This window comes from Nostoc linckia z4, assembly GCF_002608075.1.
In the GTDB taxonomy this organism is placed as follows: Bacteria; Cyanobacteriota; Cyanobacteriia; order Cyanobacteriales; family Nostocaceae; genus Nostoc; species Nostoc linckia.
In genome coordinates, this window is record NZ_LAHA01000020.1 from 1 (window position 1) to 15,214 (window position 15,214).

Below are 15,214 nucleotides of genomic sequence, written 5' to 3' on the forward strand. Positions count from 1 at the left end.
AAGGGAGACAAGGGAAGGGAGACAAGGGAGACAAGGGAGACAAGGGAGACAAGGGAGACAAGGGAGACAAGGGAGACAAGGGAGACAAGGGAGACAAGGGAGACAAGGGAGACAAGGGAGACAAGGGAGACAAGGGAGAAAGATTGCTACCTTGTCTACCTTGTCCTCTTCCCATCCCCAATGCCCCATCCCCAATGCCCCATGTCCAATGCCCAATGCCCAATGCCCAATGCCCAATGCCCCATGCCCCATTAGACTTAATCTTTGTTTATAACCAGGGAAAGAGGTACAGAAGGCTACTAGTGTGGAAACTTAGGTATTAGAAGTGAAATTAATTTCTCACTTTGATAAAGCTACAGAAGATTCCATGCAAAGCAATTCAGTTGTGTTCCCTAAGTTTGGGGTTAGGAAAAATATTACGCAAAGAGAAGAAACAACGGGTACTAAGTACGACCGTGCCGAGCAGCAATTTATAGAACTGCTGGCAATGGAAAATTTGGATGCTCAATTAGATATTAAACCTGCAAAGGGAAATGAGTTTCAACAGACGCTTTCTATGGCAATTAAGGCTGCCTATGAAACCGATTGCGATGATGAGCAAGCTCACCTTTTTCTCCAAAGGATACTTTATCGAATTAATCGGCTAAATCTATTTTGGTACGATGATTTCCATAATTACATCAATGAGCGATCGCTTTATTTGTACTCTTGTCGCGACTTAATTGAAGCTGCTTGGCAAAAGTGGGAACTTGCACAATTGGATGTAGCTGCACTACAACAGTTGGATGTCAAACAAGCTTTAATTGAACGTGCATCAGCAGATTTGAATCCGCCTTTATCGGCTGATAGTCGCTATATCCGGGAGGAAATGAGCGAAACTGGCTATTGTCATTTGCTAGCAATCGCTTCTTTTGATGGCTTGGTAGAAGCTAGCCGTCTTTCCCGCGTTTTAGGTGGTAGTGCTAATGAAGTGCAATGTACGCTGGTGCGTGTGCTACTAGAAGAATACGGTAATGGTCGTTTATCTCGCAAGCATTCCACATTTTTTGCCCAAATGCTTGCTGAATTTGAAATGAATACTCAACCAGAAGGATATTTTGATTTAGTACCTTGGGAAGTTTTAGCTTGTGCTAATCATAATTTTCTGATGACTGAACGCAAACGCTATTTTCTACGTTACAGTGGGGCGCTGACATATTTTGAGGTGGTCGGGCCTGCGGTTTACAAAAACTATCTTGCAGCAGCGCAACGACTAAAACTTTCAGAAGCAGCGATGGGTTATTGGGAACTGCACATCAGGGAAGATGAACGCCACGGACGTTGGATGTTAGATGATGTGGCTTTGCCATTAGCAGAACAATATCCCAATGATGCATGGGAACTCGTACTTGGCTACGACCAAGAAAAATTAATGGGCGATCGCGCCGCCGGTGCTGTGGTGCGATCGATACGCCAAGCAGAACAAGCTCCTTTAGTTATGTAAAAATTCCCAAAAATTAGAAATTAAAGCAGGATACAAAATACAGAATTCAGAATTAATTATCGGGCAATTTCAACCGAATTAATATTTCTACGGATAAGCAAGCCATATCCGCCGATAAGACAGAGTTTACTTGCAAAATTCTGGCTATTGGTTCGTGAATTCTATTTTTGGAAAAATAGCAGAGTCTTTTTAGGATTTTAATTTGGTATTATCCACCATTTTATTCCTAATTTGCCTGCTAATTAATTTCCTTAGCAGATACTTTTTTGCTTAAGGAACAATTTGTTCTTGCTTTTATACTAAGTAACGAATTGTCTGAATTGAAACAATCATACCTTATTGTTGAGTTAAAGTCAAATGAAAAACATCTTTTTTTGTCCTGAAGAATCTAATTTCTACTCTAACTGTTTAGAAAATCTTGTCATTAGAAATTGTCAAGATTGTGAATCCATTGTTGAGTTTGGTTCTGGAGATGGCAGTCCTGTTATTAATTCTTTGTTGAGAAACAAATTTGATGGCATAATTGAGGGATTTGAATTAAATACTTCTGCATGGAAAGCAGCAAATTTAACTATTGATGAATACAATCTCAATGATAAATATGTCATCCATAATTCATCTTTGTTTGCATCTTCTCAACATGATGCCAGTTATCTGATAGCTAATCCGCCATATCTACCAGCCCCAGACAATGATATATATATGCCACTTTTATTTGGAGGCATAGATGGCGCTGCAATTACCAACGACCTTTTGACGTTGGGTTATGAAAATGTCTTGCTTTTAGTCTCTAGTTTTTCTAATCCCAAAAGTACGCTGCAAGTAGCCAAAGAAAATGGTTATTGCGTGGAAAATTTTATGATTTTACCTTTGCGATTCGGTTATTATAGTTCTGAACCGAAGGTGAAAAATCATATAGAAAAATTACGCAAACACAAAAAAGCCTTTTATTCTGGTGATTATTACTTTTTAGCTGGTGTATTATTTGCAAAGTGCCAAGATTGTGGAATTGATTTATCTAATGAATTAGCCCAGGTAATGACTAGTTTATGAAGAGAGCAATCGTATTTGAGTTGTGAACAATATAGGTGTTGACTGTTGATTGTTAACTGTTAATAGTCAATAACCCTAACACGTAATATTTCATTGTTGATTGATTGGGCGGCAAGATTTCACTTTCTCATTTAGGACTCCTAAGTAAATAATTATTATTGGGATAAGACAGGGAAAAGAGGGGACTGGAGGTACAAACCTCACAAGAAAGTGGGTGAACGCTCCCTTAGTCCCTTTGACTCTTGGTTGAAACTCCATTTCTTAGTCATCCTGGAAAGATGGGGTTTTAGACCCATTTATTTGATAAAATTTTGATTGGATCGTAATCGAGTTTGAGAGTTTTACCATCGAGAATGCTTTAGGATGTATCAAACTGACCCACCGCGATCGCCAAAAGATGTCTTGCCAACCATGTACGATCTTCCTAGTGAAGATCCTCAGGAGCCTGGTTTGCCGGATCAGTTTCATTTGTTGCAACCTCGTTTGTTAGACGAAACCTTTCGTCCGCAAAATTACTCCAGTGACGAGATATTTGTTGCTAGCGATTTGAATCTTTATTATGACCCACGCCATCCACTGTGGCATAAGCGACCAGATTGGTTTGCTGTTTTGGGTGTTTCTCGTCTCTACGAACAGCGAGATTTACGGTTAAGCTATGTAGTTTGGCAAGAAGGAGTCGATCCTTTTATCGTCGTTGAGTTGCTGTCTCCAAGCACTGAAAAAGAAGACTTGGGACAAACGTTGCGCGATATTGAGCAACCACCAGGAAAATGGGAAGTTTACGAACAGATTCTTCGTATTCCTTATTATGTAGTGTTCGATCGCTATAAATATCAATTCAGAGTATTTAAGTTAAATGGGGCCCGTTATGCTGAAGTAGCACTTTCAGATTCACGCTTCTGGATACCAGAATTGCAATTAGGACTGGGTGTATGGCAAGGACGCTATCAAGATGTAGAACAGCCTTGGTTACGCTGGTACGATTGGACAGGCTGCTGGATATTGACTGCTACAGAACAAGAAAGTCAACGTGCTGAACAAGAAAGTCAACGTGCTGAACAAGAAAAACAACGTGCTGAACAAGAAAGTCAACGTGCTGAACAAGAAAAACAACGGGCTGAAAGGTTGATAGCGCAGTTGCGATCGCTTGGCATTGAACCAGATGTAGATTAGCTTTATACTGCTTGAGTTATTCGGGCTTTTTGTGCCAATGTCCATCATCGCCTTTTTCATAATCGCGTTTCACAGCACTCCAAGCAACACGAAAAGCACTTTCTTCTTCACCATACTCTTCTAAAGCACTATTAAAAGCAGCCCGAAAAATTTCTTGGGCGTGCTGAGGTAAATTATTTTTTACTGAATCTGGTAAATCTTGAATTTGTTGATAAGGCATAAACAAATAATCCTAATTCGGAACTAATAAGCTGTTTTGCATTTAACTTACACATTTGCTCACCGTTTACAGTTAACAATAAACGTGAAAATATAGTGGTGTGACAAGCCTAAATTAATGCAATAAAAATTTATTGTGAATTTTGTAATGCCCTATTTTAACCTTGTCACACCAATAAGACATAACTCAATAATAATTCCTCAGTAGAGGTACAAATTAATGAGTCCCCTTAAAAAGCTGATGGTGTCAAAAAGTTCAGTTTTTGAGGTTTAAAACTAGAAACACTATCCCAATAATTGACTTGGTTAATATTCACCTTGAGCAAAGCAATATTCGGTTCATCCAGTCCTTTAGGAAACCAAGTTTGCAACTCTGGTTTCCAAAGTTCTCGCATTTTGTTGCGGTCTTTTACAACTTGGGAGCTACCTGAAATAGAAACGAATCGTTGTTGTTCTGATGACACGAAACTCACATTGACTTGCGGATAATGTTCAACCTCGGTCACTTTATGAGAATCGGAGTAGGTAAAAAACCAAATTGTGGCATCAGAATTAATCCCGCCACTTTTTGACATCGGATAACTATGCAAGCTACCATCGTCATCGACTGTGGTAAACATGCCATAATCAATATTTTTGATTAGTTCATCCAATTTTTGAATCTGTTTTTCGTGGTCTATAGAAGTTGTCATTGTCCTTACTTTTTGCTTGGGAATTTATAGAATGTGACTTTTGACTACAGTTAGGCTGACTTCACATATATATGACCGATGCAAAAAATCTCAGAAACTCTTATTCATAGGTGTCCTAAACTTATCGTTTTAAGACGCTAACCAAGATAATTTTGCGTCAGCCTGATATGTAAAAATTATTTCTTATTATTAACTAATTTTAATTGCGATCGCGTGAGTCTACAGGGTGAATTATATTACTAAAAATATCTTTGGTTTATATCTATAGAAATATTAATTTAGAAGGATATTTAACCACAATATACCCAGTATCTAGCTCTACCTCTGGAGTAATTGTAGAGCATAAATCGAATTATTAAGCTTATTTCTTTAGATATAAATTTGCTCGGTTTGACAATCAATTTAATTTGTGGGTGTAACTTTAGACTGATGAATGCAGCGATTAATTTAACTAAGCTTAGATTTTAAGATTTATCTTGTCGGTCTGGGCTATGAATATATATAGCAATCAAATTTCATGAAAATACTGATATAAAGTAGGGTAATTTTTTAGGGGCATTAATTAGGAGTAACCATTGCTGTGATTAAAGCAATACATACCACTATCAAAGGGAGAGCTAGATACAAAATAAAAGAACTCTATCGTTCACAAGAATTAAAGGAATATTTAGAGCGATCGCTCTCTCAAGAACCAGGGATAAATTATGTTTATGCCAACCCATTAAGCAGTAATATTTTAGTAAATTTTAACAAAGATATTAGCCACAATCAAATTAGTATTTTAATTAAAAAGACATTATTAGATTATCCCAAAACCATTAAAGAATCAAACACAAATAAAAAAATAATTGCCAATATTCAGGAACAAAAGTTAGAAAACTGGCATTTAATGACGGTCAATAATGTCCTAGAATTATTAAATACTTCAAAAACATCAGGATTATCAAGGGAATCTGCTGCTAAAAATCTTCAGAAATATGGCGCTAATGTTCTAGACCAAGGAGCAATTCGTTCTGATTGGGACATTATAATTGAGCAATTCCAATCTTTACCTGTAGTTTTGCTTGGTGTTGCTGCTGGAGTTTCCATTCTTACAGGTGGAGTAATAGATGCTGTGGTAATTATGGGTGTTGTTGGTTTAAATGCAGCCATTGGTTATATCACAGAAAGCCAATCAGAAAGAATCATTCATTCCCTGAAAAATCAGGAACAAACATCAACTTTGGTAATTAGAGAAGGTAAACAAATAGAAATTCCCACAGAAGATGTTGCTTTAGGAGATATTTTATTTCTCAAACCTGGTAGTTATGTAGCGGCAGATGCCCGACTGATAGAAGTTGATAATTTGAGTATTGATGAATCTGCCTTAACAGGAGAAAGTATTCCCGTTACCAAAATTACTGCTTGTTTGAGTGGTGAGGATATTCCCTTGGGCGATCGCCAAAATACGATCTACAAAGGAACTTTTGCCATTAGCGGTCAAGGACTGGCTGCTGTTGTTTCCACAGGGAAATTTACCGAAATGGGCAAAATCCAACAAATGGTAGGCGAAGCTACAGCAATCCAGACTCCTCTTGCAAAACAACTAGATGAAGTTGGTAGCCAACTAGTATTAATTGGCATGGGAATCTGTGGTTTAGTGTTTGGTATGGGAGTGCTGCGGGGATATGGTTTAATACAAATGCTCAAATCATCCATATCCCTAGCCGTGGCTGCGGTTCCCGAAGGTTTACCCACCATCGCCACTACAACTTTAGCCTTAGGCATCCAAGATATGAGGAAAAATAACGTCCTCGTTCGCACTTTAAGTGCTGTGGAAGCATTGGGTTCCGTACAGACAATTTGTATGGATAAAACCGGGACATTAACAGAAAATCAAATGTCTGTGGTGGAGATATATGCAGACAATAAACACATTACCGTGTCTGATGGAGAATTTATTACTGGCGAAGAGAAAATTAATCCCTATACCTCTGATGAATTATTAAAGCTGATTCATGTATCAGTTCTGTGCAATGAAACACAAATCAGTTTAGACAAAGATGGCGAGTATATAGTTACAGGTTCGGCAACAGAAAACGCCTTAATTTACATGGCAATTAGCGCTGGGGTAGATGTCATTGAACTTCGAGAAAAATATCTTTTATTAGAAACAAACTTGCGGTCAGAAAATCGCAACATCATGAGTACAATTCATCAAACTCCCGATCGCCACAAGTTGATTGCCGTCAAAGGCAGTCCCAGCGAAGTTGTGCAGATATGCCAAAAGTGGGTAAAAAATGGGCAAATAGTACCTTTAAGGGAAGAAGACAAACAAGCGATGGAAATCGAAAACGATCGCATGGCAGGAAAAGCCCTGCGGGTGCTTGGTCTAGCTTACAAGCATATCAGTAAAAGGAAAAATAAAAAAAATTACGAATCAGACTTGATTTGGTTGGGTCTTGTGGGTATGGCTGACCCCATTAGAAAAGGTGCTAAAGAATTGATTGGTGATTTTCACCAAGCGGGTATTGATACAGTGATGATTACTGGAGATCAAAGCCCAACAGCTTATGCCATCGCCAAAGAATTACAATTAAATCGAGACCCCCAACTAGAAATTCTCGATTCTACAAACCTGAATAATTTGACACCGGAGGCATTAACAGCACTTAGTGACAAAGTAGATGTTTTTGCCCGTATCAGTCCCAGTAACAAACTGCAAATCGTCCAAGCATTGCAAGCAGCCGGAAAAGTCGTCGCCATGACCGGCGATGGTATTAACGATGCACCAGCATTGAAAGCCGCCCAAGTTGGTGTAGCAATGGGTAAAGGCGGTACTGATGTCGCGCGTGAAGTTGCAGATATTGTCCTGGAAGACGACAGAATAGAAACCATGATTGTTGCCGTTAGTCAAGGACGCACGATTTACAACAACATTAGAAAATCAGTGCATTTTCTGTTAGCCACAAATCTCAGTGAAATCATGGTCATGACCACCGCCACGGCATTAGGTATAGGCGAACCCTTAAATGCCATCCAACTTTTGTGGTTGAATTTGGTCACAGACATTTTCCCTGGATTGTCCTTAGCTTTAGAAGCACCAGAACCAGAAGTATTGAGTCAGTCACCCCGCAACCCCGACGAACCAATTATTAAAAACACCGATTTTGCCAGAATTGTCTTTGAATCAGGAACGCTATCCCTCAGCACCTTAGCAGCTTACAGTTATGCCATCTTCAAATATGGCATTAGTCCCCAAGCAAGCACCATTGCCTTTATGAGTTTAACTAGCGGACAATTGCTGCACACAATTAGCTGTCGTTCAGAAAAACATAGCATATTTAGTAAAGAAAAACTGCCAAATAATTCCTACTTAAATGCAGGCATTATCGGCTCATTTGCCATCCAATTTTTAGCGATCGCTGTTCCTCCCTTGAGGAATATTTTGAAAATTACCCCACTTAATATTGTAGATAGTGCTGCGATCGGATGTAGTGCTTTACTGCCATTATTAGTCAATGAATTCACAAAAGATTCTACCTCAGATCGACTCGCCCTTCCAGCAATCCAACCACAAATAAACACCGTTCAATCATCTCTGTCAACCTAAACACAATAACTTTCTAAAACTATTCTTACTCGGCATCCTACCTTGCAGGAAACCATTTCCGGTCTACGTGTCTTTAGCGGTAGCCTTGCTTTGCGTCTACGTTTTTTCCATACTTTAAAATCCCAATCCCAAATTGCATTGGTAAATATTTATGAAAAAAGACTTCATGTTTACATCAGAGTCAGTAACCGAAGGACATCCTGATAAACTTTGCGACCAAATTAGCGATGCGATCGTCGATCGCTTTTTACAACAAGACCCATATTCCAGAGTAATTACAGAATGTGCAGTATCTACAGGCATCGTTTTTCTCGCCGCCAGATTTGAACCCAACACCAACGTAGATTTTACTAATATAGCCAGACAAGTAATCGAACAAGTAGGTTATGAGCATAAAGAATTTAACGGTAAAACGTGCAGTATTTTAACTAGTCTCAGAGAATTACCCTTTGATACACACCATTTATTTGATGAAAATACTTTATCTGATGCAGAAATCGAAAAAATCACCGTTAATAATCAAGTAACAGTTTTTGGATTTGCCTGCAACCAAACATCGAGTTTTATGCCCTTACCAATATGGCTAGCCCACAAACTTGCTAAACAAATTACTCAAGTCAGACGCCAAAAAATACTTCCATACCTGACTCCAGATGGCAAAACTCAGATAGGAGTTGAATATAAAAATCGCCGCCCATATAGAATTCATAGTATTACAGTTATTGCCAGTCAAAATAAAGCATCAAAACCAGAATTACAGCAACTACAGGATGATATTCGAGAAACAGTAATTTCCCCTGTATTTCAAAATGAAGATATTAAACCAGATGCACAGACAAGAATATTTATTAATCCAGACGGGCCATTTATTCGTGGAGGCCCTGGGCTTCATTCTGGGTTAACTGGTAGAAAAAATGCCATAGATACATACGGCGAATATTCCAAACATAGTGGTTCAGCTTTAAGCGGTAAAGATCCAATTAGAATCGATAGAATAGGAGCATATATCGCCCGTTATGCAGCTAAAAATATCGTCGCGGCAAAATTAGCAGATGAATGCGAAGTACAACTAAGTTATTCTATAGGACTTTCCAGACCTGTAAGCGTGCAAGTCGAAACTTTTGGTACAGGTAAAATAGGAGATGAAGAAATCACAATTCTTTTAGAAAAATATTTTGATTTTAGACTTGCAGGAATTATTAAACAATTTAATTTAAGACATTTGCCTTCATTAAATAAAGGTTGCTTTTATCGAAAACTTGCAGCCTATGGTCATGTAGGAAGGATGGATTTAGAATTACCTTGGGAAAAATTAGATAAAGTTGATGTTTTTTAAAAGAAAGATTTAGGACTTACGCAACGCCGATATTGTCATTGCGACCGTAACGGAGTGTAGGGAAGCAATCCCAGCGTCAGGGGGGATTACTTCCCTATTGCTCGTAATGACGGAATTTTGCATGAAACAAAGCAGCGATCGCTAATAGCTAATACTAACAAGACTTAATCATATCCCGTATCTGATTGAGAGCTTGTAGCGTTCTAATCTAGTAAATTCAGTTGCATCAAGTATTTTTACTCAAATTTCATTAAATTTATACCCTTTGAATGAGCCTCTTCAATCCAAAGCAAGAGTGTCATCTGACATCAACCGCGTAGGATGAATAACAAGGAAATCAAATTGCAGTATATCTGTTTATTAAACAATGGATTGGAAGTATAAGTGGAAAAACGGCTATCGCCCAAGCCGAGATGAAGCGGTAAAAAACCCTCATTTGTTAGACGAAAGTCAATTCGAGACAGAACAAGACCGACAGCTAGCTGAAGAAGCCACCAGGAAGCATTTAGGTATACCTGCACCAACCTTAGACGAAGAAAAATCGATATTACCTCATGCTGGTTCGCCTAATCAAAAAATTCAAAAATAATACCGTTTCGGAAAATTTTTGTTGGCTGTAGGGGTGTACAGCTGTACGCCCTTAATCATTTATGCCTACCAAAAATTTTGTAGAATAATACCTTGGGTATTTTTTACCCATGCAGCGTCCATATAAATAAAAACTTCGATAAAATAATGCAGATTTTTCAAGTTTTCAATCAATCGAACACAAAAAAACTCACTAAGTTTATTTCTCAAACTTTAGCTTTAGGTGTAGGTGCTATTGTTTTATTTTCAAGCAATAATGCTGATGCTGCCGAGCAAGTTATTTTAAAATATGGCAATTTTCAAGGGCCAATATCTGTTCAAGAATTAAATGAATTTGCAGACACGGGCAAAACTACCCCTACCTTAACCGCTTATTTGCAGGCGGCTCAACAAGAACCTGCATTAGCTCGTAAAGCCCTCAAAGCTGGAATCAAAGCCGATCGCACTTTTTTAAATAACTTACTCTCCAGTTGGGCAGGGCCAGTTTTAGTTAACCAAATTGGCGAAGTAGTTCATCCCCCCACAGGAGAACTAAACCAAGAAGCACTGCGAACTGCTTTAAGTGAATCGATTAAGCAAAATGGTGAAGTGACACTACTGGGAGCTATTCAAAATTATCCTAGTACCTCTGTGGAACTAGAAGGAGATCGTCTCATCGTTGTTTATGAACGTTTAAGCACTCTTGCAGACAACTTTTGATAGGTAGTTAGTGCTGAAATTTAATACCCATGAGTCTACCTCAAGATTCTACCCCATGACTTAGAAGTTCTCTAACATAATTGCAGAATTTAATCTAAGCATAAGGAAAGAATTTGTATGACAACCGATGTATCTCAAGATATTAAAAAACAACTTAATGGTTCGCTAATAATTGGTATTCTGCTAATTGTTGCAGGCATCATTGGGATTGCAGTACCTACATTCACCACCATATTTGCGGAAACTTGGTTTGCAGCGATTTTAACTTTTGCTGGATTTACAAAATTAGTTTACGCCTCCCAAACCCGCGATCGCGGAGGTTTTGTTTGGAAACTTTTATTAAGCGGACTGTATATTGCCACCGGCATCATGCTATTGGCTTATCCTTATACAGGCATCCTCACACTAACCCTGCTGCTTGGTACCTTTTTGTTGACTGAAGGCACATTCGAGTTAATTCTAGCCTTCCAATTACGCGGGCAACAAAACTGGACATGGGTATTAGTGAACGGCATTATCACACTGGTCTTAGGTGCAATGATTTGGTTTCAGTGGCCCTTCAATGCGCCTTGGTTACTCGGAACACTAGTTGGTGTCAGCGTTCTATTCACCGGCATTTCCCGCCTCATGCTGTCATTGAATCTGCGTTCTGCCTTGAATGAATTGTAGGACTGGGGAGATAAGAAGACGCGGGGACGGGGGGACACGGAGACGCCCAGAACATTAGACTTCTAAGAGAAATCTGGAAAAGGGGAAGGGGGAAAGGTTTGGTATTTTCCCTTTCCCCTTTAACCCCTTCGGGGTTCGCCAGTCGCTCATGGGGGAAACCCCCAAGACCGCGCTGGCTCACCTTTTCCCTTTTCCCAAGACTGCAAAAGCCCAATGAAGGCACTAAAAAGTTTACATGATATTGCAGCAGCGATCGCTCTGGTATTGCTAAATTAACAAAGGTAATCAAAATCCAGGCTAGCTAGCTGCAATCTCAACAATGGTATCTATCTCTACTCCGTTCTCAGATATTCAAAACCATTGGGCACGCTTGTTTATCACAGCCTTAGCCCAACGTAATATTGTCAGTGGATTGCCCAACGGCACTTATCGCCCCGATAATTCGCTTACCCGTGCTGAGTTCGCCGCCATCATCGCTAAGGCATTTGCAACAATTGTTAAGAAACGGCAGTATGTCCCCTTTGTTGATGTACCTAGTAGTTTTTGGGCAGCAGCAGCCATTCAAACAGCTTACGAAAAAGCATTTATTAGCGGATTTCCAGATAAAACCTTTCGTTCTGCTAACCGAATTACCAAAACAGAAGTTTTAGTTTCTTTAGTATCAGGCTTAGAAATTGCCACAAAAATAAAACCTGACCTTGTTTCTAATCTTGGACAAATTTATCAAGATGCTGCTCAAATTCCTGAATATGGCAAAAGTCAGATAGCTATTGCCACTAGTGCGGGATTAGTAGTAAATTTCCCAAATCTGAAATTACTTAGTCCCAATGTTGCAGCTACCCGTGCAGATGTGGCTGTGATTGTTTATCAAGCTTTGGTGTATTTAGGTGTAACAGAAAAGATTGCCTCTAGTTACCTCGTGGTGCCACCCACACCCACACCGACGCCAACACCAACACCCACACCAACACCGACGCCAACACCAACACCGATACCTCCCGGTAAGGTGAAGCTAAATCATACCAGAGAATTTCGGGGAGTGTGGGTGGCATCTGTGTGGAATGGTGATTGGCCTTCCAAAACAGGACTTTCTGTTGAGCAACAGAAAGCTGAATTCACAGAAATTACCGTTAAATTACAAGCACTGAACTTCAACGCCCTGATTTTCCAAGTCAGGCCAGAGGGCGATGCTTTGTATGAATCTCAATTAGAACCTTGGAGTGGTTGGATTACAGGAACTCAGGGGAAAGCACCCGAACCATTTTACGATCCTTTAGCATTTGCGATCGCAGAATGTCACAAGCGCAATATTGAACTTCATGCTTGGTTCAACCCTTACCGCGCCAGTACTTCCACTAACCCAGCTAAAACCGTCTATCCCCACATAGCAGTCACCAATCCAGAAACCGTTTATCTGTGGAAAACTCAACGCTGGATGGATCCAGGACTGAAAATAGTCCAAGACAGGGCTTACAACGTAATTCTCGATGTATTGAAACGCTATGATATTGATGGCGTTCACTTAGATGATTATTTCTACCCCTATCCTGTAGAGGGACAATCTTTCCCCGATGAAAAAACCTACGCCGCTTACAAAGCAGCTGGTGGTACACTCAGCCTTGGTGACTGGCGACGGGATAATGTTAACAAAATGGTACTACGCCTCTCCGAAGGAATTAAAGCAACTAAACCCCACGTGAAATTTGGTATTAGCCCCTTTGGAATTTATCGCCCCGGACAACCCTCTGGTATTACTGGCTTAGATGCTTACAATGTGCTGTATGCCGACTCCAAGAAATGGCTAGAACAAGGCTGGATTGATTATATTGCGCCTCAACTTTACTGGCGCACAGACCAACCACAACAAAGTTATTCTGCATTATTAAAGTGGTGGACAGACATCAACACAAAGCAAAGACACGTTTATGCAGGCAACAATCTCACAGAACCAAGCAACAAAAGTCGAGAAAGTGATGAAATTGAAAAGCAAGTGAAAATTAGTCGTAGTCAAACTGCAAACTTATCATTAGGCAATATTTTCTTTAATCTCAGTGTTTTGAGAGAAAATAGTCAAGGCATAGCCGATCGATTCCAAAGTGTGCTTTATAACAAACCTGCCCTACCTCCTAGTATGTCTTGGCTAGATACAACACCACCCACTGCACCTACTGGACTAGAAGTCAATAACCGCAAACTTAGTTGGCAGCCTGGAGATAATCAGCCTGTTCGTTCGTGGGCCCTTTATCGGCAAACCAGCGATGATACTTGGACAATTCAACGAATTTTGTCTGCTGGTACAACCTTTGCCACCGTCCAACAAGCAGGAACCTACGCCGTGTGTGCAGTGGATAGGCTGGGGAATGAAAGTTTAGGAACGGTGATTACAGTTAGTTAAATCCAGATAACAATAAATCAATACCGTTCAGTTAGTAATATCATGTCCGGTTGAATACTTATCATGTAGACTGACGCGGAGACACGGCGACGCGGGGACAAGGAGAATTTTTTGAATAAGTAATTAGACGAACATGATATAATAAACACCTTTCAAAACTTACGCAAAAACCCTCTCAAACTCTTATTTCTTTGCGTTCTTTGTACCTTTGCGGTTCGTTTATTCTGACTTATCTGCACCGTATTGGATTATAAATAGGCGCTGAAATTCGACTAAAAATTTATGCTTTATCGGAGTTTAGAGATTTTGGTAATAGAATGCTCGGATAATATATCACATGCTAAAGGAATAACAGGCCGATAATCTTGACTAACAAGAAAATCTGGTCGGGGTTTAACTACTGGAGAAGGAATATTTTCAATACTATTATAAGTAATAATTACTGTGGAACGCCCAAATGGCGAAATATTGTTCGTGGAAGCATGGACAATATTACTATCAAAAAATACTACAGAACCCGCCGCAGCTTTGATAAAAGCTATTCCGTATTTTGAGACTAAATTGGTAATTAATTCTTGGTTTAGAGAATACTTTAAATTAGCACTAAAACTCGACATCCATCCAGGACTGTCACTAGAATTATGAACATTTTTAGATGTTTCTCTAGAATTATGAACTGTAACATCAATCATCTCTTCTCGATGAGAGCCAGGAATTACAAATAGGGGGCCATTAAATTCATTCATATCATCTAATAAACACATGGCATTGACTACTTGTGGTCTTGGCATTCCATCTTCTTTACGCCAATAAATATAGTCTTGATGCCACTTCCAAATATCGCCACTAAATGCTGCTTTGATATTAATTTTGAATTGATAGATATATACTTCACTACCAACTATTTGCATCGCAGGTTCAACAATAAATGGATGTCGTGTTAAACAATTGAAAACATTATTACTTGTGTGGACACCGTGCAATGACCGCACAGTTTTACCATCTTTTTCTAAAATTCTTTTAGGTGAATCTTTTACAGATAAACCAGATAATTCTGCTTTCATTACCTCGATTTCAGCACGAGAGAAATATTCTGGCAATACAAGAAATCCTTGGGCTTTGTATATTGATAATTGCTCTTCTGTTAGATACATATTAAAACCATAAATCTATTAACAACTCAAATTTAACTCTTTTGATTTTGAGTAAAATTGTCGAAAATACTTAAATTATTCATGTATAATTGAAGCGTTTAACTACTCAAAAATACCTGCATTACCTCTGATTGATTTATTTATTAATGAGTAGTACTTAA

13 protein-coding genes are annotated in these 15,214 nt (G+C 39.2%); 10 read left to right on the plus strand and 3 right to left on the minus strand.

The genetic code is table 11. The annotated features are described in order from the left end of the window. The 4 genes from VF06_RS39240 to VF06_RS17035 all read left to right on the plus strand — a co-directional run. Positions 1-274: hypothetical protein (locus VF06_RS39240; protein WP_218964538.1), on the plus strand; the 274-nt coding region annotated here is incomplete at its 5' end. 93 nt (positions 275-367) lie between these two features. Next, positions 368-1,483, plus strand: a complete 1,116-nt coding sequence (locus tag VF06_RS17025; protein WP_099069910.1) for an iron-containing redox enzyme family protein — start codon at positions 368-370, stop codon at positions 1,481-1,483. Positions 1,484-1,840: 357 nt separating this feature from the next. Continuing rightward, the gene (locus tag VF06_RS17030; protein WP_099069882.1) at positions 1,841-2,536 is read left to right on the plus strand and encodes a class I SAM-dependent methyltransferase; all 696 of its coding nucleotides are present in this window, start codon (positions 1,841-1,843) and stop codon (positions 2,534-2,536) included. A gap of 363 nt (positions 2,537-2,899) precedes the next feature. Further along, positions 2,900-3,709 (plus strand): Uma2 family endonuclease, encoded by an 810-nt coding sequence (locus tag VF06_RS17035; RefSeq protein ID WP_099069883.1) that lies wholly within the window; start codon positions 2,900-2,902, stop codon positions 3,707-3,709. 16 nt (positions 3,710-3,725) lie between these two features. Here the strand turns inward: VF06_RS17035 and VF06_RS17040 are convergent, their stop codons facing one another. Together VF06_RS17040 and VF06_RS17045 are read right to left on the minus strand one after the other, a co-directional pair. Further along, positions 3,726-3,929, minus strand: coding sequence for a ChaB family protein (locus VF06_RS17040; RefSeq protein ID WP_099069884.1), 204 nt, complete (start codon positions 3,927-3,929; stop codon positions 3,726-3,728). 229 nt (positions 3,930-4,158) lie between these two features. Next, positions 4,159-4,620, minus strand: a complete 462-nt coding sequence (locus VF06_RS17045; RefSeq protein WP_099069885.1) for a pyridoxamine 5'-phosphate oxidase family protein — start codon at positions 4,618-4,620, stop codon at positions 4,159-4,161. Between the two features lie 580 nt (positions 4,621-5,200). On the opposite strand from VF06_RS17045, the gene VF06_RS17050 reads away from it, so the two are divergent. The 6 genes from VF06_RS17050 (at position 5,201) to VF06_RS17075 (ending at position 13,899) form a co-directional block, all read left to right on the plus strand. Then, positions 5,201-8,212, plus strand: coding sequence for a cation-translocating P-type ATPase (locus VF06_RS17050; RefSeq protein WP_099069886.1), 3,012 nt, complete (start codon positions 5,201-5,203; stop codon positions 8,210-8,212). 151 nt (positions 8,213-8,363) lie between these two features. Beyond that, positions 8,364-9,548: a methionine adenosyltransferase gene (gene metK / locus VF06_RS17055; RefSeq protein ID WP_099069887.1), complete on the plus strand. Its 1,185-nt coding sequence runs from the start codon at positions 8,364-8,366 to the stop codon at positions 9,546-9,548. A 367-nt stretch (positions 9,549-9,915) separates the two neighbouring features. Next, the gene (locus VF06_RS17060; protein ID WP_099069888.1) at positions 9,916-10,137 is read left to right on the plus strand and encodes a bromodomain-containing protein; all 222 of its coding nucleotides are present in this window, start codon (positions 9,916-9,918) and stop codon (positions 10,135-10,137) included. A gap of 146 nt (positions 10,138-10,283) precedes the next feature. Beyond that, positions 10,284-10,835: an alpha/beta hydrolase gene (locus tag VF06_RS17065; protein ID WP_099069889.1), complete on the plus strand. Its 552-nt coding sequence runs from the start codon at positions 10,284-10,286 to the stop codon at positions 10,833-10,835. 117 nt (positions 10,836-10,952) lie between these two features. Then, positions 10,953-11,504, plus strand: coding sequence for an HdeD family acid-resistance protein (locus VF06_RS17070; RefSeq protein ID WP_099069890.1), 552 nt, complete (start codon positions 10,953-10,955; stop codon positions 11,502-11,504). A gap of 319 nt (positions 11,505-11,823) precedes the next feature. Then, complete coding sequence (locus VF06_RS17075; protein WP_099069891.1) at positions 11,824-13,899, plus strand: glycoside hydrolase family 10-like protein; 2,076 nt, start codon at positions 11,824-11,826, stop codon at positions 13,897-13,899. A gap of 287 nt (positions 13,900-14,186) precedes the next feature. Here the strand turns inward: VF06_RS17075 and VF06_RS17080 are convergent, their stop codons facing one another. After that, entirely contained in the window at positions 14,187-15,053 is an 867-nt protein-coding gene (locus VF06_RS17080; RefSeq protein WP_099069892.1) for a phytanoyl-CoA dioxygenase family protein, read from the minus strand. Between the last annotated feature and the right edge of the window lie 161 nt (positions 15,054-15,214).

Coding starts and splice junctions, on each gene's coding strand:
- VF06_RS17075 (WP_099069891.1), top strand. CDS start 11,824: ATGGTATCTATCTCTACTCCGTTCTCAGATATTCAAAACCATTGGGCA.
- VF06_RS17040 (WP_099069884.1), bottom strand. CDS start 3,929: ATGCCTTATCAACAAATTCAAGATTTACCAGATTCAGTAAAAAATAAT.
- VF06_RS17065 (WP_099069889.1), top strand. CDS start 10,284: ATGCAGATTTTTCAAGTTTTCAATCAATCGAACACAAAAAAACTCACT.
- VF06_RS17030 (WP_099069882.1), top strand. CDS start 1,841: ATGAAAAACATCTTTTTTTGTCCTGAAGAATCTAATTTCTACTCTAAC.
- VF06_RS17070 (WP_099069890.1), top strand. CDS start 10,953: ATGACAACCGATGTATCTCAAGATATTAAAAAACAACTTAATGGTTCG.
- VF06_RS17035 (WP_099069883.1), top strand. CDS start 2,900: ATGTATCAAACTGACCCACCGCGATCGCCAAAAGATGTCTTGCCAACC.
- VF06_RS17045 (WP_099069885.1), bottom strand. CDS start 4,620: ATGACAACTTCTATAGACCACGAAAAACAGATTCAAAAATTGGATGAA.
- metK (WP_099069887.1), top strand. CDS start 8,364: ATGAAAAAAGACTTCATGTTTACATCAGAGTCAGTAACCGAAGGACAT.
- VF06_RS17025 (WP_099069910.1), top strand. CDS start 368: ATGCAAAGCAATTCAGTTGTGTTCCCTAAGTTTGGGGTTAGGAAAAAT.
- VF06_RS17080 (WP_099069892.1), bottom strand. CDS start 15,053: ATGTATCTAACAGAAGAGCAATTATCAATATACAAAGCCCAAGGATTT.
- VF06_RS17060 (WP_099069888.1), top strand. CDS start 9,916: ATGGATTGGAAGTATAAGTGGAAAAACGGCTATCGCCCAAGCCGAGAT.